19 protein-coding genes and 2 pseudogenes are annotated in these 20,458 nt (G+C 65.0%); 9 read left to right on the top strand and 12 right to left on the bottom strand.

Annotated features, from left to right (window positions below; translation table 11 throughout):
• The first annotated feature begins 94 nt into the window (after positions 1 to 94).
• Complete coding sequence (locus THITH_RS03935) at positions 95 to 1,738, top strand: ATP-binding protein (RefSeq protein WP_006745793.1); 1,644 nt, start codon at positions 95 to 97, stop codon at positions 1,736 to 1,738.
• Entirely contained in the window at positions 1,735 to 2,421 is a 687-nt protein-coding gene (locus THITH_RS03930) for a response regulator (RefSeq protein WP_006745794.1), read from the top strand. Before THITH_RS03935 ends, THITH_RS03930 begins: the two co-directional genes overlap by 4 nt.
• Before the next feature lie 17 nt (positions 2,422 to 2,438).
• Here THITH_RS03930 and THITH_RS03925 read toward each other — a convergent pair whose 3' ends face one another.
• From THITH_RS03925 to THITH_RS03910, 4 genes are read right to left on the bottom strand one after another with little or no spacing between them, the layout of a single operon-like run.
• Positions 2,439 to 2,768: a S24 family peptidase gene (locus THITH_RS03925; RefSeq protein ID WP_232222239.1), complete on the bottom strand. Its 330-nt coding sequence runs from the start codon at positions 2,766 to 2,768 to the stop codon at positions 2,439 to 2,441.
• 8 nt (positions 2,769 to 2,776) lie between these two features.
• Positions 2,777 to 4,252, bottom strand: coding sequence for a siroheme synthase CysG (gene cysG, locus THITH_RS03920; protein WP_006745796.1), 1,476 nt, complete (start codon positions 4,250 to 4,252; stop codon positions 2,777 to 2,779).
• A 15-nt stretch (positions 4,253 to 4,267) separates the two neighbouring features.
• Entirely contained in the window at positions 4,268 to 4,540 is a 273-nt protein-coding gene (gene grxC / locus THITH_RS03915; RefSeq protein ID WP_025367248.1) for a glutaredoxin 3, read from the bottom strand.
• 38 nt (positions 4,541 to 4,578) lie between these two features.
• Positions 4,579 to 5,040: a tetratricopeptide repeat protein gene (locus THITH_RS03910; protein ID WP_006745798.1), complete on the bottom strand. Its 462-nt coding sequence runs from the start codon at positions 5,038 to 5,040 to the stop codon at positions 4,579 to 4,581.
• A 299-nt stretch (positions 5,041 to 5,339) separates the two neighbouring features.
• Here THITH_RS03910 and THITH_RS03905 point away from each other — a divergent pair, with 299 nt between their 5' ends.
• Positions 5,340 to 5,540 (top strand): Alvin_2107 family globule sulfur oxidation protein, encoded by a 201-nt coding sequence (locus THITH_RS03905; protein WP_006745799.1) that lies wholly within the window; start codon positions 5,340 to 5,342, stop codon positions 5,538 to 5,540.
• A gap of 349 nt (positions 5,541 to 5,889) precedes the next feature.
• The gene (locus THITH_RS03900; protein ID WP_006745800.1) at positions 5,890 to 6,549 is read left to right on the top strand and encodes a peroxiredoxin; all 660 of its coding nucleotides are present in this window, start codon (positions 5,890 to 5,892) and stop codon (positions 6,547 to 6,549) included.
• 162 nt (positions 6,550 to 6,711) lie between these two features.
• On the opposite strand, the gene THITH_RS03895 is transcribed toward THITH_RS03900, so the two are convergent.
• A complete protein-coding gene (locus THITH_RS03895; RefSeq protein ID WP_006745801.1) occupies positions 6,712 to 8,490 on the bottom strand; it encodes a single-stranded-DNA-specific exonuclease RecJ in 1,779 nt (592 codons plus the stop codon).
• Between the two features lie 339 nt (positions 8,491 to 8,829).
• On the opposite strand from THITH_RS03895, the gene THITH_RS03890 reads away from it, so the two are divergent.
• From THITH_RS03890 to THITH_RS03875, 4 genes and pseudogenes are all read left to right on the top strand, one after another.
• Complete coding sequence (locus THITH_RS03890; RefSeq protein WP_006745802.1) at positions 8,830 to 9,831, top strand: cytochrome-c peroxidase; 1,002 nt, start codon at positions 8,830 to 8,832, stop codon at positions 9,829 to 9,831.
• Positions 9,832 to 10,090: 259 nt separating this feature from the next.
• Positions 10,091 to 11,512 (top strand): annotated as a pseudogene (locus THITH_RS17035) (transposase).
• 290 nt (positions 11,513 to 11,802) lie between these two features.
• Positions 11,803 to 12,243: an SEC-C metal-binding domain-containing protein gene (locus THITH_RS19025; RefSeq protein WP_006745805.1), complete on the top strand. Its 441-nt coding sequence runs from the start codon at positions 11,803 to 11,805 to the stop codon at positions 12,241 to 12,243.
• Between the two features lie 601 nt (positions 12,244 to 12,844).
• Entirely contained in the window at positions 12,845 to 13,402 is a 558-nt protein-coding gene (locus THITH_RS03875; RefSeq protein ID WP_006745806.1) for a hypothetical protein, read from the top strand.
• A gap of 345 nt (positions 13,403 to 13,747) precedes the next feature.
• On the opposite strand, the gene THITH_RS03870 is transcribed toward THITH_RS03875, so the two are convergent.
• The 5 genes from THITH_RS03870 to THITH_RS03855 all read right to left on the bottom strand — a co-directional run bounded on the left by THITH_RS03870 (position 13,748) and on the right by THITH_RS03855 (position 18,565).
• Positions 13,748 to 14,107, bottom strand: a complete 360-nt coding sequence (locus THITH_RS03870; protein ID WP_408645502.1) for a cupin domain-containing protein — start codon at positions 14,105 to 14,107, stop codon at positions 13,748 to 13,750.
• Positions 14,088 to 14,243, bottom strand: coding sequence for a BBE domain-containing protein (locus THITH_RS19020; RefSeq protein ID WP_269667596.1), 156 nt, complete (start codon positions 14,241 to 14,243; stop codon positions 14,088 to 14,090). The genes THITH_RS03870 and THITH_RS19020 overlap by 20 nt, the downstream gene beginning before the upstream one ends.
• Positions 14,244 to 14,394: 151 nt before the next feature.
• Positions 14,395 to 15,964 (bottom strand): IS3 family transposase gene (locus THITH_RS03865; RefSeq protein WP_456300608.1). Its coding sequence is split into 2 segments (ribosomal slippage): positions 14,395 to 15,495 and positions 15,497 to 15,964, totalling 1,569 coding nucleotides; the frame shifts between segments, so codons are not numbered across the junction.
• Positions 15,965 to 16,083: 119 nt separating this feature from the next.
• A complete protein-coding gene (gene ltrA / locus THITH_RS03860; protein WP_041483389.1) occupies positions 16,084 to 17,337 on the bottom strand; it encodes a group II intron reverse transcriptase/maturase in 1,254 nt (417 codons plus the stop codon).
• 322 nt (positions 17,338 to 17,659) lie between these two features.
• Positions 17,660 to 18,565: a hypothetical protein gene (locus THITH_RS03855; RefSeq protein ID WP_006745810.1), complete on the bottom strand. Its 906-nt coding sequence runs from the start codon at positions 18,563 to 18,565 to the stop codon at positions 17,660 to 17,662.
• Positions 18,566 to 18,568: 3 nt separating this feature from the next.
• Here THITH_RS03855 and THITH_RS03850 point away from each other — a divergent pair.
• Positions 18,569 to 18,841, top strand: a pseudogene (locus tag THITH_RS03850) (cytochrome-c peroxidase); the annotation flags it as partial.
• Between the two features lie 118 nt (positions 18,842 to 18,959).
• Here THITH_RS03850 and THITH_RS03845 read toward each other — a convergent pair.
• Positions 18,960 to 19,544, bottom strand: coding sequence for a Uma2 family endonuclease (locus THITH_RS03845; RefSeq protein ID WP_025367245.1), 585 nt, complete (start codon positions 19,542 to 19,544; stop codon positions 18,960 to 18,962).
• Positions 19,545 to 19,726: 182 nt separating this feature from the next.
• Complete coding sequence (locus THITH_RS03840; RefSeq protein WP_408645505.1) at positions 19,727 to 20,218, bottom strand: DsrE family protein; 492 nt, start codon at positions 20,216 to 20,218, stop codon at positions 19,727 to 19,729.
• Positions 20,219 to 20,458 lie beyond the last annotated feature (240 nt).

The raw sequence follows: 20,458 nt of genomic DNA, 5'->3' as shown, positions 1-20,458 counted from the left end.
AACGCGGACCGGCCCCAGTGCCGCGCCGGTCAACGAAGCAATGACCGTCGGACCGGCAGCCGGCACCGTCACGGGCCGGAGGAGACGACCCCAGATGAAATTCCATTCCACTATGCAGCGCGAGCACGGCCCGTCGGGCGTGGCCAACTGGCTGATCCGACCGGCGAAGGGCTGGCATCACAAGGCCCGCGGCATGATGCAGAACCGGATGTTCCTGCCGCTCGCGTTCATCGCCGGCGCGCTGTTGATCGCGCTGGCGATGAACGCCTGGATCCTGTTCACGACCTGGACGGCGATTCCGCATCTCGTGGTGCAGTCCTTCGTACTGTGGGTGGGCTTCCTGGCCATGCTCACGGTGCCGGTGGTGATCTACCATCACCTGGTCGCCCCGCTGTTCCACCTGCGTCACTGGGCACAGCGCGTGCGCGGCGGCAACCTGGCCGCGCGCATCCCCGTTCCCCGCACCGGTGAATTCGGGGAGCTGGCGCGCGACGTGAACGCCCTGACCGAACAGTTGCAGCGTCTGACCCACGAGATGCAGGACGAGGTCCGGGTCCAGACCCGGAGCATGCAGGACAAGTCGCATACGCTCGAGGTGCTCTACGACGTAGCCGCGAGCATCAACATGTCTCGCGACCTCGACGATCTGCTGACGCGGTTCCTCTCCAGCCTGAAGCGCACCCTGGGTGCCCGGGCCGCGACCGCCCGCCTGTTGACCGCGGACGGGCAGATGCGCCTGGTGGCCAATCTGGGCTTCGACACCCAGAGCGGTCATTGCCGCGACACCCTCCCGATCGGGCAATGCGTCTGCGGCAAGGTCATCGCCGGCAGCGAGATGCTCTGGAAGGCCGACGTGCACGAATGCGGCCGCGTCTGCGACGATCAAAGCGATGACGAGCCGGCGATGCTCGCCGTTCCGCTGCAGCACCAGGGGCGGACCCTGGGCGTCTACAGCCTGTTTCTGGATGAGTGGCCGCAGAACCTGAACGAGGACATGGACAACCTGCTGACCAGCATCGGCCGGCACCTCGGTATGGCGATCGAGAAAGCCCGACTCGACGAAGAGGCGCAGCGGCTCACCATCATGGAGGAACGCACCCATCTCGCCCACGAACTGCACGACTCGCTGGCGCAGACGCTGGCCAGCCTGGGCTTTCGGGTCAGCGCGCTCGATGCGTCCCTCGGGGCGGAGCACACCGGCCTGCGCCGCGAGATGGACCTGGTCAAGGAAAACCTGGCCCGCGCCAATACCGAGCTGCGCGAACTGATCAGCCAGTTCCGGGCGCCGGTGGACCGCGAGGGCCTGGTGTCCGCGGTCGAAAAGGCGGTCAACGAGTTCCGCTCCGACACCGGTATCCGCATTTATCTGCAGCAGGAATGGAACTCCCGGAAGCTCCCGATCGAACTGGAAACCGAGGTACTACGAATCGTGCAGGAAGCCCTGTGCAACGTGCGCAAGCACGCCGACGCCCAGCATGTGCGCATCATCCTGCGCGGCGATCCCCGGGGGGACTACTTCGTGATGGTCGAAGACGACGGGCGCGGGATCGAGGAGCCGGCCAGCGGCGGGCCGGGCGAGCATATCGGCCTGAGCGTGATGCAGGAGCGTTCGGCGCGCCTGGACGGGGATTTCCGCATCGAAACCGAACCCGGCGAGGGCACGCGGGTGATGCTGAACTTCCAGTACCCGAAGGCACAATCGGTCGAATTCCAGCCCAGACTGCAGGCCGCCCGATGACCCAGCGTGTGCTCCTGATCGACGACCACACCCTGTTCCGCGAGGGGCTGCAGGAGCTGCTCAGCCGGCACGGGATCGAGACCGTGGGCGCGGTCGGCGACGGCGAAACCGGCATCCGCCTCGCGCGCGAGCTGCTGCCCGACGTGATCCTGCTGGACATGCGGATGCCGACGATGAGCGGCCTCGAGGTACTGCGCCGCCTGCGTCAGAGCGGGCTGCAGATGCCCATCGTGATGCTGACGACCAGCACCGACGAGAGCGACCTGATCGAATGCCTGCGCAACGGCGCGCAGGGCTACCTGCTGAAGGAGATGGAACCCGGCGAGCTGGTGGAGGCGCTGGAGCAGATCATCCAGGGCGAGACCGTGGTCGCGCCCCGGCTCGCACAGCTGCTGGTGCGCGCGGTACAGGGACAGCCCGAGCCCGCGGAGGACGACGAACCCGGTCCGTTCGACGCGCTGACCCCGCGCGAGGGCGAGATCCTGAGCCTGTTGGCCGAAGGTCAGAGCAACAAGGTGATCGCACGCAACCTCGGTATCTCGGATGGCACCGTGAAGCTGCACGTGAAGGCGATCCTGCGCAAGCTGGGCGTGCACTCGCGGGTCGAGGCCGCGGTGCTGGCGGTGCAGCACGGAATCGGTGGCGGCACGGCCGGAACCGGCACAGGTTCGGGTTCGAGCTAGCGACCACGCAGCCGCGGTCAGAGGTAGCGCTTGTGCTGGGACCGCCGCGTACCGGCGCGCTGGGTGACCACGCCGACGATCGCCTGGCGACCGGGAATGGACAGGCGGCGATGGTCTTCCTTCAAGGCCACCAGATAATGGCTTCCGTCCTCGATCACGAGCTGGCGGAACAGGTATTCGCCATCGACCTGCGCGACCACGTAGCCGCCATGGGTGGCGGGCGCGGACGGGTCGATGATGATGATCATCCCGTGCTCGAATTCGGGCGCCATACTGTCGCCTAGCACGCGCAGCGCAAACGGCTCGCTGTCGGAGCAGCCGCCCGTGCCCGACAGATCCAGATCCATTTCCGGGTTCATGCCGATTCCCTCGCCTGCGCCTGCGCCTGCTCGGCCGGGGCCGCATGGCCGTGGCTGCTGAACAGGCTGTGCGCGGTATGTTCGGATTCCGGCTGGAACCACTTCAGGCGCTCGTGCAGCGCCACCACTTCGCCGACGATGATCAGCGTCGGCGGCTGTACATCCTGCTGCGCGACCAGTTCCGGCAGCGTGTCGAGCGTACCCACCAGCACCCGCTGGTTCTGGGTCGTGCCCTGCTCGACCAGCGCCGCCGGCGTCGATCCCGGGCGGCCGTGCGCCTTGAGTTCCCGGCAGATGATCGGCAAGCCGAGCAGCCCCATGTAGAAGACCACCGTCTGCGCGGGCTGCGCCAGCATGTTCCAGTTCAGGTCGATGGTGCCGTCCTTCAGGTGCCCCGTTGCGAATACCAGCGACTGGGCATAGTCCCGGTGCGTCAACGGGATGCCCGCGAACGACGCGCAGCCCGCGGCCGCGGTAATGCCCGGGACGACCTGGAACGGGATGCCTTCCTGCATCAGCGTGTCGATCTCCTCGCCGCCCCGACCGAAGATGAACGGGTCGCCCCCCTTCAGGCGCAGCACCCGCTTGCCTTCCTTCGCCAGCTTCACCAGCAGCCGGTTGATGTCCTCCTGCGGCAGCGTGTGCTGGTTGCGGCGCTTGCCTGCGTAGATCATCTCGGCGTCGCGGCGCACGAGTTCCAGGATCGCCGGCGACACGAGGTTGTCGTGTACCACGACGTCGGCCAACTGCATCAGCCGCAGCGCCCGGAAGGTCAGCAGATCCGGATCGCCCGGACCCGCGCCGACCAGGAACACTTCACCACCGTCATCGCGCCGATCGAGCCCGTCGTGCACGGCTTGCTCGAGAATCTCCCGCGCCGCATCCTCGCGCCCGGACAGCACCAGCTCGGTGACCGGCCCCTCGAGCTGCCGCTCCCAGAACCGGCGGCGGAGCTCGGTGTCGGGCAAACGCGCCTTGACCCGGTCGCGGAACCCCTCGACCAGCGCGGCCAGCCGGCCATAAGTGGCCGGAATGAAGCTCTCGATGCGGGACCGCATCAGCCGGGCCAGCACTGGCGAGGCGCCGCCGGTCGAGATCGCGACCTGCAGCGGCGACCGGTCGATCATCGACGGCGTGATGAAGGTGCACAACTCCGGGCGGTCGACCACGTTCACCGGGACGAACCGGGCCGTCGCGAGTTCCGACACATGCCGGTTGACGGCCTCGTCGCTCGTGGCCGCGATCACCAGCACGCGCCCATCGATGTCGTCGTCCTGAAACGGCCGCTGCCGATATTCGATTTCGCCAGCATCGCGCAACGCGACCAGTTCCGGACACAACTCCGGCGCCACCACGGTCACCTGCGCCCCCGCCTTGCGCAGCAACGTGACCTTGCGCATCGCGACATTGCCGCCGCCGACCACGAGGCAGGGACGGCCGGTCAGTTTCATGAAGAGAGGGTAGTAATCCATGTTCGAATTCCGTGGTCAGGGATTCCGCACCGCGTCGAGCAGTTCGTCGAGATCGCCGTCCATATCCAGCTCGACCAGGTCATCGAAGCCGCCCACGTGCCGCTCGCCGATGAACACCTGCGGCACGGTGCGCTGACCGGTGAGCTTCGCCATCTCGGCGAATGCCTTGCGCGAGTCGTCGATGCGGATCACGTCCAGCCAATCCGCCACCCCCTTGCGCTGCAGCAGGCGCTCGGCCCGGTCGCAGTAGGGGCAGGTCTCGATACGGTACAGTCGAATCCGGGTCATCGTAGTGGCATCGTTTCCGGAGGAAACGCCCGGCTGCATCAGCGCTGCAGCGAATCCAGTTCGTCGGGGTCGAAACCGGCGGCGAGGTACCAGCGCCGGGCGGTCTCGGGGTCGCGTTCCACGCCCGTGCCCTGCGCATACATCATCGCCAGCGTGGTTTTGGAACCCGCGAGGCCCTGCTCCGCCGCCTTCTCGAACCAGCCGACGGCCTGCGCCGGATCCTTGTCCACGCAGTCGCCCTCGAGGTACATGAATCCAAGGCCATGCTGCGCCATCGCGTGGCCCTGTTCGGCGGCCGCGCGCATCTGGGCCACCGCGGTTTCGGGCTGGCGAACCACGCCGAGGCCGTTCTGGCACATGATGGCGACGCGGTACTGGGCATCTGGATGACCCGCCTCGGCCAGCGGCGACAGCAGTTGCATCGCTCGCGCGAAATGCTTGGCCTCGAACGCCGCGAGGCCGCTCTCGAAGCTCATCTGGTCGTCTTCAGAAAAGTGCATCGTCGGTCCGGAGGTCGTGAATGGGTCGGCGGATCCGGGGCGCACGCAACCGATGCCCCTGATCCGGGACGGTGCATGGTGCCGGAACCGGGGCCGCAGCGTAACCCTCTCGATCGGGATATACGTCGGCCCGGACCGCCGCCCTATACTGCGCCCCGCAAAGTTGCGGACAGAATGCGGTACAGTTGGCGGCGAAACCGGTGGTAATCCGGCCGCGATGTCGGGAAAAGGTTCCCGCCACGGGGCGCTGCGATGTCCGCAGACCTTGAACCCTATTCACTTTCTGGAGGAGCAACGGCATGGACAAGAAGACCTATTTTGAGACTTCCACCAAGATGGAAAGCGCCGGCGTCAACCCTTCCTACGTGCTGGGGTGGCAGAGCGGTTTTCTGCACAACCCGAAGCTGGAAGAACAGCGCGTCGACGATGCCTACGATGCCGGCTACAACGACGGGCTCGAAGGCAAGACCGACGGCTACAGCGCCTGGGTGCAGCAGTAACGCCGAAAGACCGGCAAGGCGACATGCCGAACAGACAACCGCCCCACGGGGCGGTTTTTTTTGGCTCGCTACACCCGTAGCGCATCCCGATCTGACGAATCCGGTACATGCCGGCCTCCAGGCACACGTCCCGGCAGCCGTACCAGCGCCTGGACACCGTGCGCCCGCGGGCGAGAAGGCCGGCGGCGTCATATGCGTCAGAGCCGTGTTAGCCAACAACTATGGCCCGAATTCGTACTTTTGATTGGATCTATTTTAATAAGCATTCAATACTATGCCCATGCTTGCTGCAGGCCACGGCCCAGCAGGCAGCCACGACACCCTGAATGCTTGAGAGGAATACCGATCCATGGAAAACACGAATGCAGTCCAGAATCCCGCCCCCGGCATGCCGCGCCTGAACGAGCCGGCGCCGGAATTCGAGGCCAAGACCACGCACGGCGTGATGAAGCTCTCCGACTACCGCGGCAAGTGGGTGGTGCTGTTCTCCCACCCGGCCGACTTCACGCCAGTGTGCACCACCGAGTTCATGGCCTTCGCCAACGCGCATCCGGAGTTCCAGAAGCTCAATACCGAACTGGTGGGCCTGTCCATCGACAGCAACTACGCCCACCTGGCCTGGGTCCGCAACATCAAGGAAAAGTTCGGAATGGACATCCCGTTCCCGATCATCGAGGACCTCTCGATGAAGGTGGCGAATGCCTACGGGATGATCCAGCCCGGCGCCTCGGATACCTCTGCGGTACGGGCGACCTTCATCATCGACGACCGCGGGGTATTGCGGGCGATGGTCTACTACCCGATGACCAACGGGCGCTCGATTCCCGAATTCCTGCGCCTGGTCCAGGCCTTGCAGACCTCCGACAGCCACGGCGTCGCGACGCCCGAGGGCTGGCAGCCGGGCGACAAGGTGATCGTCCCGCCGCCCGCCACGGCCGAAGCCGCCGAAGCCCGCATGAAGGAAGGCTACGAGTGCAAGGACTGGTACTTCTGCACCAAATCCCTCTAACGCACTGACAGAGGGAGTACAGGCCCGCCCGGGGATTCCCGGGCGGGCCTTTTCCGTTCCACTCCAGCCCCGACGACCCGTGTCGGGGCCTGGCCTACGCCGCATTCCCTGCGCGACGCACCGTCCTCGCCCGGCTGCGGTTCGTGTCGTGCGATAAGCGCTTCAGGATGCCGCAGCGTGCGCCACCGACCGGTCGCGCGCAAGCACGCGAATCTGCAGCCGGCGCTGCCCTTGCCACCAGTTCGCCTCGGGTGTGAATACAAGCGGCACGACCTCTCCGGGGCGAACAGGAGCGTCCCGGCCAGCGCCGAACCAGATGCCGCCGAGGCGCACCCCGCCATGCCGCAGTGCCAGGCGCCAATGCCCTCCGGCAGCACCGACCTCGCGGGCCTCCAGCACCGTGAACTGCGACCGGAACACCGGCTCGGGAAACTCCCGGCCGTAGGGACCGATTGCGGCCAGCCCCTCCAGCAACGCCCAGTCGATGCCGCCGGCGGGAACGTCGCCATCGATCAGGATCCGCGGACGCAGCACCTGACCGCGCAGGCGGTGCGCCACTTCGGACTCGAACGCTGCCTCGAAGTCCGCGAGGCGTTCCTGCCGGAGCGTCAGACCCGCGGCCCCGGCATGTCCGCCGTAGCTCAGAAACAATCCCGGCTCGTTGCAGGCAAGGGCTTGCAGCGTGTCGAGCATCGACAGGCCATCGATGCTTCTGCACGAACCCGCCAGCACCGCGGGTGCGTCCGGACGCGCCGACAAGCACACGCCAGGCCGCCCGAAGGCCTGCATGATCCGCGACGCCACGATTCCCTGCACACCGGCATGGCCGTCGGTCAGGAACACCACCAGCGCACAGCGCCCCTGCCGCAGCTGTTCCCGCGCTACCTCCAGTGCTTCGGCGGTCAGTCGTTTCTCGATTGCCCGCCGGGTCTCGTTGGTCTGGTTCAGCACCGCCACGCGATCCACCGCCGTCGCATCGTCCGGCGCGAGCAGAAAGTGCACGCCTGCCATCGCGTCGTGCAGGCGCCCGGCTGCGTTCAGCCTTGGACCGATCCCGAACGCGAGGTCCGAGGCGTCGAGCGGTTTCGCCGCGTCCCCGAGATGCGGGCGCAGCGCCCGCCAGCAAGGGTACGTGCCGGCTTCGATCTGATCGATTCCTGCGCGCACCACAATGCGGTTGTTGCGGCTACGCGCCAGCGAGACGACGTCGGCCACGGTCCCGGTGGCCACCCAGCCGAACAGTTCGCGCAGGCTGGGGCTGTCGGCGCGCAGCCGACCGCGCGCGATCAGGTGCCGGCGGGTCGCCCAGAGCAGCAGCCACGCCACCATCACCCCCGCGATCAGCGGATCCGGGTAACGCGAGTCCGGACGCTGGGGGTTCACGAACGCCAGCGCCGCGTCCGGTCCACCCTGCGCGGGAATGCCATGATGATCGGTGACCACCACATCGATCCCTGCCTCGGCCAGCCGGGCGATCCGGGGCCCGTCGGACGAGCCGATATCCGCGGTGATCACCAGCCTCGGGCGGGATGCGGACTCTAGAATGCGATCACAGACCGCGTCCGACAGCCCATAGCCCTCGGTCAGTTTCAGGCCGATGTAGTGCTGCACCCGGTCCGGCGGATGGCCGAAGTGATGGATCAGGGCGCGGCTGAGCACCGCACTGGCGTTGACCCCGTCGGAATCGGCGTCGGTCACCAGCGCGACGGTCTCCCGCTCCGTCACCGCACGCGCCACCCGCTCTGCGGCCACTTCGATGTCCGGCAGACCATCGGGGGGATCCAACGAACGCAGGGCGAAATCCAGCAGCCAGTCGGGTGCAACCCCCGCCCGGCTCGCGCGATTGGCCAGCACGCGTGCCGCCACCGGGTGCAGCCCGAGCTGCTCGGCCTCTCGTAACACGCCGCCATCGGCGACGAACGCCTCGATCAGGGGTTCCATGCGCGCATCCTACCCAAAGCACGAACGCAGTGGGCATTGCGCCCGTCGGGTTACCGCCGGAGCCGGACCCGCGGGCAACGTCCCAAGGGCAGCGCGGGTCGTCACGAGCCTTTGCATTCGCGCCCGAATTCGCGCAACGCGGTGACCGGATGGACTGGCCGGCTGTACGAAACCCGATCTGTCGTCTATACCCACATGCGCGACGGGGGCTACCCCTTCGCGGTACCGACCATTCACGAATGCGGTATACGGCAAAGCCGGAAGCCCTGCCATGAACGCGTTTGGGAACGCATGGCGATGGAACACGCGCACTTTCCGTACTACCGAGGAGATGACCTGATGACCAGCCTTCGCAAATCCCCCCTGGCAGCCGTTACGGCCCTGGCAGTGGGGATCATGCTAGCCTGCACTGGAACTGCCGTGGCCGACGACGGCTATGGCGACTACCGTGACCGTTTCGAACCCTTGCCGGCGTTGCCGCCGATTCCGGCCGACAACTCGCTGACGCCCGAGCGCGTGGAGCTCGGCAACATGCTGTTCTTCGAACCGCGCATTTCCAGCAGCGGCGTGATCAGCTGCGCCACTTGCCACAATCCGGCGCTCGGCTGGAGCGACCGCATCCCGCGCGCGGTTGGCCACGAAGGCCAGGTCGGCGAACGCAATACCCCGACCGTCCTCAACTCCGGGTTCTTCGAGGCACAGTTCTGGGACGGTCGCGCGGCCGACCTGGAGGAACAGGCGCTCGGCCCGATCGAAGCCGATATCGAGATGGCAATGTCGCTCGACGAGGCCATCACCCGCCTGAAGAAGTTCGACGTCTACGAGAAAAAATTCGCGGCTGCCTTCCCCGGTGACGAGAATCCGATCCGCGAGGAAAACGTCGCCAAGGCGCTCGCGGGCTTCCAGCGCACGCTGAACACACCGAACTCGCGTTTCGACCGCTATCTGAACGGCGATCTCGAGGCGCTGACCGAACAGGAAAAGCGGGGCATGAAGAAATTCGCCGACAGCGGCTGCCAGGCCTGCCACAGCGGGCCGGCGTTCACCGACAGCCGCTTCCATCGGATCCAAGTGCCCGGTTCCGAAGACGAGGGTCGCTTCCTGGTCACCGGGAAGGACGCCGACCGCTTCGCGTTCAAGACCCCGACCCTACGCAACGTCGCGCTGACCTACCCCTACATGAACAACGGCGCGACGGCCACGCTCGAAGAAGCAGTGGAGATCATGGGGCGGGAGATGCTGGGTCGTGAATACTCGGAAGACGAAGTCGCCGACCTGGTGGCCTTCCTGCACACCCTGACCGGCGAAATGCCGAAGTTCGAGATTCCGGCACTGCCCTGACCTCCTCGTGCCGCAGCAGGGCTGCGGTCGTGCAGAGATGCGCGACCGTCGCCCTGCGTCCAAAAAAAACGGTCAGCCACTCGGGCGGCCCGAGCGGCGCCTCTCAAGGGTCAAGGGTAGACCAGCCGCTCACCATCACAGCCATCACGATCGACGACAAGCCCCGCCGGCCGGTAGCGGAAACGAGAATACTGTCTATATTGTCAGTATTGCTGCTCGTCACGGACACCGACCCGAACATGGACGTCCAACTGCAGGGATGCGTCGCCGCTCCCTACCGCCGCCGTCGCCCGCCCATACACCGCTGTATCGAGTGGTGCAAAACCACCTGGAGACCTTTCTCTCGCGGAGTCGGGACGAGTGGTGGGAGGCGCGGGTACCACCACATGCGGAGCGCGAACTGAGGCACTTTCTGGAGTGTGGCATCCTGGCCCATGGCTTTGCCCGCGCCCGCTGTGACGCCTGCGGCCATGACTTTCTGATCGCCTTCTCCTGCAAAGGCCGGGCTGTCTGCCCGTCCTGCAACACGCGGCGCATGGCCGAGACCGCGGCACATCTGGCCGATCACGTTCTGCCTCGCGTGCCGGTGCGCCAGTGGGTCCTGTCCGTACCCAAGCGGCTACGCTATTAACTCCAGCACGACCGCGAAGCGCTCAACAGTGCCTTGCGCATTTTTCTGGATGCAATCGAGCATCACCTGTGCGGCAGCGTGGATGCCACTACCCAGGCGCGCACCGGGGCCGTGGCCTTCATCCACCGGTTCGGTTCCGCGCTGAACGAGCACACGCACTTCCATGTCGTCGTGATCGACGGCGTGTTCGAGCCCGACCCGGAGCAGGGTGTCCGGTTCATCGCGGCGCAGGCCATCGACGCCGATGCCGTGCGGGTCGTGCAAACGCAGGTGCGCCGCCGCATCCTCCGAGCATTCGTGCGCCGTGAGCGGATCGACGCGCAGACCCGCAAAGAGATGGAAGCGTGGGAACACGGCGGCGGGTTCTCGCTGGATGCGGCCGTGCGCATCGAGGCCGACGACCGAAAGGGCCTGGAACGTCTGCTGCGCTACTGCGCCCGTCCTCCCTTCGCCGCCGAGCGACTGGAGGAGCTCGACGCGCAGCGGCTGCTCTACCGCCTGCCCAAACCGGGTCCGGACGGGCGCACCCAGATCATCCTCTCGCCCCTGGAGCTGATCGGCCGCATCGCCGCGCTGGTTCCACCGCCCCGGCAGCATCGCCATCGGTACTATGGCGTACTCGCCCCAAACTCACCGCTGCGCCCCGCCGTCACCGCTCTGGCGCCCGAGGCCGTGGCGCCCGCGTCGACACCTCATCGGGCGGTGAAGACCGCAGCGGAGGATTCGCCCGAGACGATCCGGCGGTCTCCCGCCCGCTACCTCTGGGTGATGCTGCTGGCGCGCATCTACGAGGCGTTCCCGCTGACCTGCCCGCGGTGCGGAGCCGAGATGCGGATCATCGCCTTCATCACCGAGGCGGTGGATGTTCGGGCCATCCTGGAGCATATCGGCGAACCCGCCACCCCGCCCCGTATCGCCCAGGCGCGCGGACCGCCGGAGTGGTACGAGGACGCTACGGAGCATGTCATCGCTGCCGAGGCAGGTTCCGCTGGTGATCCCTACGCCCAGCCCGCGCCGGAGTGCGAGTACGATCAGCGGGTGTCCTGGTAAAGAAGCCCCGCTGAGCTACCGGCCCCGCCGTTGCCCGCTTTCCGGAAACACACCCATAGCCGACCGGAAAAACCGTCTCGCCACCCCCTGGCGGGCCGATTTCGGCCGGATAGGCTGCCGCCGTTGCTTAGACGGGGCTTCCGTTGCTCAGACGGGGCTTCCGTTGCGACTTGACAGGCACCCGGACCGAAGGGATATTGCGGTGAAGGCGGTTGGATTTCCTATCCTTTATCCTTATCCTTATCCTTATCCTTATCCTTTCCCTGACGACCGATGCATCGGAGGACCCGATGGTCGGCGAGATCGCCGGGATGGTGCTGCTGGACCACCCGCGGGAACGGTTCCACGCGTTGCTCATGAAGCTCGCCACAACCTTTGAGGCCGACGAGCGCAGTTCCGGCATTCCCTATAGCGTTGCCGATGTGGGGCAAGCGTTCAGTGGCCCGTCTCCTCGCCCGTTCCAGCATCCCCATTTTCTTTCCTTCTACAACCCCATCGAGATCCGCGAACGCCAGTTGCGCTGGAAACGGGAGCGGGGCGGCCGCGGGGATGACGATCTCGGGGACAACGTTCTGGGGATCGGGCGGGACGACCTCGGCTGGCAGGATGAGCCGTTGCCGCTCGCCTTCGACACGCCCTATGTCCGTGAACACCCCAAGGTGGGCCGGAACGATCCCTGCCCCTGCGGTAGTGGCAGGAAATACAAGAAGTGCTGCTTGGGGAAGACCTGACCTTGGGTTCCTCGTCCTCTCACCCGGATCCGAGATCGGAACCTTCGAGGGTCCTGATCATCACGAGAGCTCCGCGAACGTGTGGGAGGTGAGCCCACTCGCCGAGCGGGCGCCGAGAATGAGCAGCGCATGAAGCAGTGGCCACCAAGGGTCGAGGTTCTTGCCGCCTACGCGCTACGTCCACACGGGGGGATCGCCCCAGAGCCGTGGCGCCGCCGGCTCATCACCGTGCCTGGCGTCGCGTGGAGGCATTCACCACACAGTTGTTGAAACCGTTGCTGGAGCTGCCGGCGAGCCGTACGTTCACGATCTGTACCGGCCCCCGTCCGCGCTTCCATCGACCACGGCCGCAACGCCGTCGCGGCCGTGGTGATTGGGCAGCGCCTCCTCAGTGCGCATGCATCCCGGTGTCTTGACATGCCCCGGCCCGCGGCAGGCCGATTGCGGCCGCATAGGCGCCCCCTGCCTCTCAGAAGGGCCTTCCGTTGGAACTTGACAAACCCTCGGGGCGAACGGATATTGCAGTACAGGCGATTGGATTTCCTATCCTTTTGTCCTTTTCCTTTCCTTTTATCCTTTATCCTTCAATAAGGAAGAGTCGATGAAGCTCAAATATCTGCTTGCTGCTGCAGTGCTCACGGTGTGTACGGGTCACGTGGCAGCCCAAGGTGTCGTGGTGAATCAAACTGTTTCCGAGCAGGAGATTCTGGCTGCGCAGCAGGGATGGTGCACGGCATTGCTCGATATTGGTGCCGCCTATCAGCAGGACGGGCACACCGCAGCCCAGTCCCTGGCTGATGCGGTGATTGATGCGGCCTATGCTTATCAGATGGGCGCAGTCCTGTTCAAGCCGACGCTGACCGTCAACCCTCAAACCTTCAGAACGACCCGCGAAGGAGCGCTTTCCTACTTCGTCGGCGGCAATGAATCCTTCCCCAAGGACACCGGCTTTGCACTGAAGGGCTGGACCGAATGCGTGGCCGAGAATGCTGCAATATTTATCGCGGGAAATACCGCAACCACCATGGGCAAGGTGCACTTTACCGATAGCGATGGCAAGGTGACATCGGTCGATAAGACCTGGGGCTATGTGATGGATGATACTGGCGCACTTCGCATCATGCTGCATCACTCATCACTTGAGTATCAAGGCGGTTGATTCCAGACTTGGGCCAGCCATCCTGTTCCTGGTGACGATCGCGTCCGCGATGATGGTGCGGAACGCGGTACTACCAGAACTCCCTGGAACAGTTTAAGCATTAGAGATGAGGCGAAAAAAGGCCCTGTGTGACTCAATCATCGAGTCACACAGGGCCTTTCTGTTCGTGTCAAGACCCGTTTGATTATATACACGCTTTACTCCGCGTAATTCATGAAGGCGCCTTTTCCGGGCGATTTTGACCGGGATCGACGGGCGCAAACACGATCAGACACCCACCTGGTTGGCCGGTAAGCACCAGTGCCGGCGGCTTGGTCGCTGACATAGGTTGGTCCGACCCTCCTGTCAGAGCCACTCGACTCCCCTGTGAGCCGTTACGAAGAACAGGCTGTCCTCGATGGCAACCATTTCATGGACTTCATCGGGCTCCATGACCAGGTAGTCGCCCGCTTGAGCGATCCGCCCATCACCGAGGTCCATCCTGCCTTGGATCATGTAGGTTTCTTCGGCGGCGATGTGCCGGTGCCTGGGCAGCGTGGCGCCTTTTCGGATTCTGATGAACCCCGAGATGCCGCCGTCGTCGGCTTGCCGCAGCATGCATATCTCCAGGTCGCTGCTGCTGCCCATCGGATGAAATTCATGTTCGTTCGATGTGACGACTCTCAGGGTCCTCTCCTTATTCGTGCTACCCGTGCCCTTTCCCACTGGGTGGAATGTTTCGGTTGACGCGGAAACGGTTGTCCGGATCCCAGCGCTGCTTGATTTCGGCGAGTCGCTGGAGGGCCGGGCCGAGCGCCGCTTCCATACGCTCCGACCCTTCATCCTCGGTCTGGAAGTTGATGTAGGCGCCACCCGTGGAGAACGCCTTCAGGTCCTGCCAGGCCGCGCGTGCCCAGGCGATATTCGCCTCGTCGTCTTCCGGCTGCTCCCATGCGCCTCCGGCATTGAAGACATAGCGGGCGCGGTGTTTGTCAACGTAGTTGTCCGCTTTTTCATGCCGCCTGAGCGACCATCAGGGCTGGCGTTTGGGCATGTTCCTTCGGTGGGTTGAGCCAGACGTGATCGATCGGTGTCCAGTTGCGCGTGTGCCGCGACCAGCGTGTCGGGTTGGCGCGTTGGGCGTCTTGGTACACCCGGTGCCGGTGCGCCAGGATCGCGATGTCCTCCCCGCGATGACGCTGGCCGGGGGTGACGAAGCGGATCTTGCTGTGGCGATGTTCCTCGTTGTACCAGTGGACGAAGCGCGCGACCCAGGCGCGGGCGTCGGCGAGGCTGGCAAACGGCTGAGGCGGAAAGGCCGGCGTGTATTTCAAGGTCCGGAACAGGCTTTCCGAGTAGGGGTTGTCGTCGCTCACCGAGGGGCGACTGAAGGACGGGACGACACCCAGGCGCTGCAGGGTGCTGAGCATGGTGGCACCCTTCATGGGGCTGCCATTATCCGAGTGCAGCACCAGGCCCGGGCGATGGACGCCCTCGGCGAGACAGGCGCGTTCGATCAGGCGACTGGCGTGTTCGGCGCTTTCCTCGGTGTGCACCTCCCAGCCGACGACCTTGCGGCTGAAGACGTCCTCGATCAGGTACAGGCGGTAGAACTGCCCCCGGATCGAAGAGGCCAGGAAGGTGATGTCCCACGCCCAGCAAACATTGGGCGCAGTCGCGCAGACCCCCTCCGGTTTGGGCACCTGCCGTGGGGCCGCCGCCCGGCCCCGGCGCTGTACCTGGTCATGGGCCCGCAGCACGCGGTAGAAGCTCGCCTCGGACGCGATGTACACGCCCTGGTCGGCCAGGCGCGGCACGATCTGGGTCGGTGGCAGGCTACGGTACTCCGGCGCGTTACAGACCGTCAGGATCGTCTCCTGCTCTTCGGCACTCAGGCGGTTGGCCGGCACCCGCGGGGTGCAGGTGCGCCGGTCCACCAGCCCGGTGTCGCTGCCGGCGAGGGCGCGCCAGCGGCGCAGCGTGCGCGGCGTCAGGCCGAGGACCGCACAGGCCGGGGTGAGCCGGGCACCGGCGGCGACCGCCTCGTCGATCAGGTCCAGCGCCAAGGCACGGGTCTCGGGCGTGATCATGCGTCCTCGTCGTCCCCCCAGATCGCCTGGGCTTTTTTTTCAACACCAGCAAGGCGGCTGCCTCGGCCAGGGCTTTCTCTTTCCGGCGCAGCTCGCGCTCCAGGTCGCGCACGCGCTTCTTCTCCTGCTGCCAGGCGGCACGCTCGTCCCGGGTCAGCCGCTGGGGATCGGCGCTGCCGGCCATGGCCGCTTCCTTCCAGCGCTCGATCTGCTCGGGATACAGACCCTTGCGCCGGCAGTACTCCGAGAGCGCCTGCTCATTCAGCGCGGCGGTTTCGATCACCACCGCGAGCTTGTCCCGGCCACTCCAGGATTCCGGGTTCGCCGGATCCGCCGGCACCGCATGCCCCCGGTCCTGGAACTCCCGGCGCCAGGCATACAGGGTGGGTTCCGACACCCCCGTCTCCCGGTGCACGTCGGCCACCGCCCGGGCATTGGGCGGCATCATCTTCTCGACCACCTTGGCTTTGAACTCTTCGCTGTACCGTGGCATTCCATCCGCTCTCTCCGCCCCCTCGAGGGTTAAGTTTACTGCGTCCAATCCAGCGGGGTGAGTCGGCCACGGGAACTGCCCCCATGGCCGCTCGCAGAACCCGGCGTGAGCCTCTCGACTCACCGGGCTCCCATTGTTCCGACCACGAACGCCCCGCGCCCGCACCAATGCGGAAACAACGCGGGGAATCGGCGCTTGACGCGCGCAAGCCAGGCAAACGCCCGGTGCTTATGCCCGCGCAAGCGTTTGTATTTCCTCATGGCCCAACGAACAATCACCCGGTCGATATGAGCCGCGACCGGCTGAAATTCGGATCCACGAAACCGACAGTAGTACGCCATCCAGCCACGAATGCGAGGAGCCAGATACTCCGCGAGAGACCCAAGAGACAGGTCACTTCGCAGCGAAAGTCGACGCCGCCGCAAAGACTGGCGCATCGCGGTCATCGACTGGCGACTGACCGCAGGCGTAAACCCAGTGCGGACCTTGCCATGACGAGTTAGGATGCGCCGGGGCCTAAACGTGTAGCCCAGGAAGTCGAACTGTATATGGTCGTGGGTTCCGGTTCGCCTGCTGTCCTTGCAATACACCACCCGGGTCTTGTCCGGGTGCATCTCCAGTCCGACCGCGGCCAGCCGCTCCTCCAAATGCGTCCGCATTTGCAGCGCTTCGGCCTCCGTTCGGCAGTGCAAGATGCCATCATCCGCGTAGCGGCAAAACGGGATATCGGCGTGGAAGCGTGATAGCCAGTGGTCCAATGCGTAATGCAGAAACAGGTTGGCAAGAATCGGCGATAGCGGCCCGCCTTGCGGCGTACCCATCGTCCGCGCCTGCCCCGACCCGTCCCGCATCTGCATCGGCGCCGCCAACCAACGCTCCACGTACAGCAAAACCCATTTTTCCGAGCAATGATACCTGAGTGCTTTCAGGAGAAGGCCGTGGTCGATGTTGTCAAACAGGCCGCGAATGTCATATTCCAGCACCCAGTCGCGCTCCCAGCACCGTTTGCGGGTGATGGCAAGCGCATCGTGCGCTGATCTACCGGGCCGGTAGCCGTAGGAGTCCGCATGAAAAACGGGCTCCAGGATCGGCTCCAACACGAGCGCCACCACAGTCTGGGCGATGCGATCGCCGACCGTCGGGACGCCCAACATCCGCTCACCTCCAGATTTCTTGGGAATCGGTACCGCTTTCACCGACGGCGGAAAATAACTGCCCGATGACATCCGATTCCAGATCCGGTAGAGATTCCTGCTGAGGTCACGATCAAACTCCGCGATCGTTTCCCCATCCACACCGGCCGCTCCTCGATTGGCCTTTACGCGCTGGTATGCCTCCCACACCAGCATCTTGGAAATATCAAACGGTCTCATTGGTGCCACGGACTCATCCTCCTCTCGAAGTTGGTTCGTGACCCAATCGGAACAACTCGATCCCTTCGCTCGGCGGCCATTACAGACGCTTCGTCGCTCGTACGGATCGATCCGTCCTCGGCTCGTGCATCGGTACTCTCCGTCTCGCTTTTCTTCACTTGACGTTCTCCCTTCACATCACGATCCCGAGTTCCCGCAGTTCCACTCAAGCGCCTGAATCAAACTCGCGCCATCTCTATGCCGGACATCATCCACCCAGTAAACAGGTTTCCGGTGGATTGCTCCCAAAAGTAAAAGTGGCCTTTGGTTTTGATGTCACCTATCAGTTTCGACACCTCGACGATGGTTCGTGGTCACTCGCCTTCTTGATTCGTACCTGACATACCACGTGGGTATGCCTTTTCCCTCGATGCTCACGACAACGGTCTTCAGCCAATGCCGCTCGGGGCGGTTTGGAGCCGGCCCCTGTAGGCAGACTCCGGAGGGTCGGTCCCTCCATCACTTGAGCAGCTTCTAGTGCTTCATGGCAGACTCCTGTCATCCAATCCGCACGCTGCGGCACACACTTCCATGCTGACAGAGGGGGGGCGTTGCGATTGCCCACCGGGGAGTGGTCGTTGTCGAGCCGGTTCAACGCGCCGGCGAGCTGGAACAGGATCACTGCCGAGTGCGGCGAGCGAATGCGTCCGGCATGCTCGATCACCTTCTCGCAGAGCGCGGGCTCGACACCCGGCAGATATTCGCTCTTCCAGTAGTAGCGCCGCCCCTTGGGCTGCGTCACATCCAGCAGCTTTTGCAGCTCCGCATAGGAGCGCCGAACCAGCATGTCACCGATGGGCTGACCGAACGCCTTGATTGGGGCGACGACTGCCGCCTCGCCTTGCTCCGGATCACCGCTGTAACAGGCAAGCAATGCTACGATCGGCTTGCCATGCCACTCCTTGGGCAGCCAGGAGCACGACGGCGCCGGGCGCATCATGGCGACCAGGGTCAGTTCAGGGGGCGCCTGCTCGGCCAGGTGCCGATAGTGCTCGAGCACCGCCGAGGCCTCGCTGGCAGGCCAGGCCACCACGCCCCCAACGACCTCGGGGCCGACGGGATGCAATTGGTAGTCGAAACCGGTCACCACGCCGAAGTTGCCGCCACCGCCGCGCAGGCCCCAGAACAGGTCGGGATGCTGATCGGCACTGGCATGCACCAGATGACCGTCGGCGGTCACCATGTCCATACCCAAGTGCCCGGTTCCGAAGACGAGGGTCGCTTCCTGGTCACCGGGAAGGACGCCGACCGCTTCGCGTTCAAGACCCCGACCCTACGCAACGTCGCGCTGACCTACCCCTACATGAACAACGGCGCGACGGCCACGCTCGAAGAAGCAGTGGAGATCATGGGGCGGGAGATGCTGGGTCGTGAATACTCGGAAGACGAAGTCGCCGACCTGGTGGCCTTCCTGCACACCCTGACCGGCGAAATGCCGAAGTTCGAGATTCCGGCACTGCCCTGACCTCCTCGTGCCGCAGCAGGGCTGCGGTCGTGCAGAGATGCGCGACCGTCGCCCTGCGTCCCTGACCGGTCGGCCGATGGATTCACGCGGGATCCCGCTTGGTCGCCCGGAGCTGACATCACGCCGATTCATTGCTGGACGGGCCCCACGGGGCGTCCTCGAAGATCCGCGCACCGGTCAGGTTCAGGCCAACGCTCTGCAATTCGACCGCCTCGTGCGGACCGTGCGGATGCAGTACCCAGTGATTCTCGGGATCGCGCCGGTACAGGTCCAGCGCCCCCGTGGCCGGGTCGATCAGCAAATACTCCCGCAGGCTCGGCAACAGCCGGTACGCGGCGAACTTTGCCCCGCGGTCGAAGGCCTCGGTGCCGGGGGACAGCACCTCCACCACCAGGACGGGCGCCGTCTTGTACAGATCCCTGGAGCGATCCGTCTCGTCGCAGGTCACCATCACGTCCGGGTAGAAGAAGGCATCGGCCGCCTCGACACGCAGCTTCATGTCCGAAATGAAGCTGCGGCAGGGCCCGCCGCGAAGATGCGCGCGCAAGGCCGACGCCACGTTGAGCGCAATCGTCACGTGCCGGTCCGAGGCCCCGACCATCGCGAAGACCTCGCCGCGAAAGTACTCGTGCTTCTCCTGCTGCTCACCCTCCCAGGCCAGAAAGGCCTCACCATTCATCCGAACCGCCTGTTGAATGCCCATCGAAGCACCCCGCAAGACCACGCCTTCATTCATGGTAGCGCATGCACGAGGGACGCGGCCGAGTCAACCTCGGTTCGAAGCCTTGGCGCACAGGAACGCACGGCCGGTGCCCGGCGCGATGTCCAGCGCCCGAACTCGGCTGGGACAAAAGCGCAATGCTCCCCAGCGCACCCTCACGAAGCCTAGTAGATCGGAATCACGGCATAGCCTCGGGCCTGGTAGCCGATCAACGAGACAAAGGTGTTGCCGACCGGCTCGATCCCCGCCAGCAGGGTGTTGTTATCGACCTCGAACAACCGGGTGGCCACCCCGCAGCCCTCCATCCGAACGCCCAGCATCTCCAGATCCGCGACGTAATCGGCGATCTGGTCTAGGGCATCGGAATCGGCGGAATCGAACCGACTACGATCCGTCGATACCAGGGTCACCGCCGGCCCGCGGAAGGCAAGCACGATATCGGGTTCGACACCCTGTCTGACCAGGTCGTCGTAGGTCTCCCGGATCACCGCGAGGTACAGGTTCAGGGAGCTCGCGCTGCTGTTGTTGATGTCAAACACCACCTTTCCCTGCCCGACACCGTCCAGTGCTGCCGCGTCATCCGGCGGGCCGGCCAACAGGGCGAAGGGCAACAGTGCCATTCCGAATACCAGTAACAGGCGCTTTGTCATTGAGATCATGGTCATTACCTCGAGTGAGTCAGGCGCTGGCGCGGGGGCCAGTGGGTGGTTTGATCCGTGATCACCGGTTACCAAGACCGCGGTGGTGCGCACCCGGGATCCTTCCGAAGTGCCATACATCCGCGCCGGGGATCCAGGCTTCCGCTAGCAGCCCAAGTCCGGCAGGCTGCTAGGTTGATCGGCATGGGCGCGCCGTCCTTGGCCCAGGGCGGCCGGAAGCCCCCGGTGCAAGAAGGC

Origin of the sequence: Thioalkalivibrio paradoxus ARh 1, assembly GCF_000227685.2 — a bacterium.
In the GTDB taxonomy this organism is placed as follows: domain Bacteria; phylum Pseudomonadota; class Gammaproteobacteria; order Ectothiorhodospirales; family Ectothiorhodospiraceae; genus Thioalkalivibrio; species Thioalkalivibrio paradoxus.
Note: the sequence above shows the minus strand (reverse complement) of the source record. Positions and strands in the feature narration are given on the sequence as shown.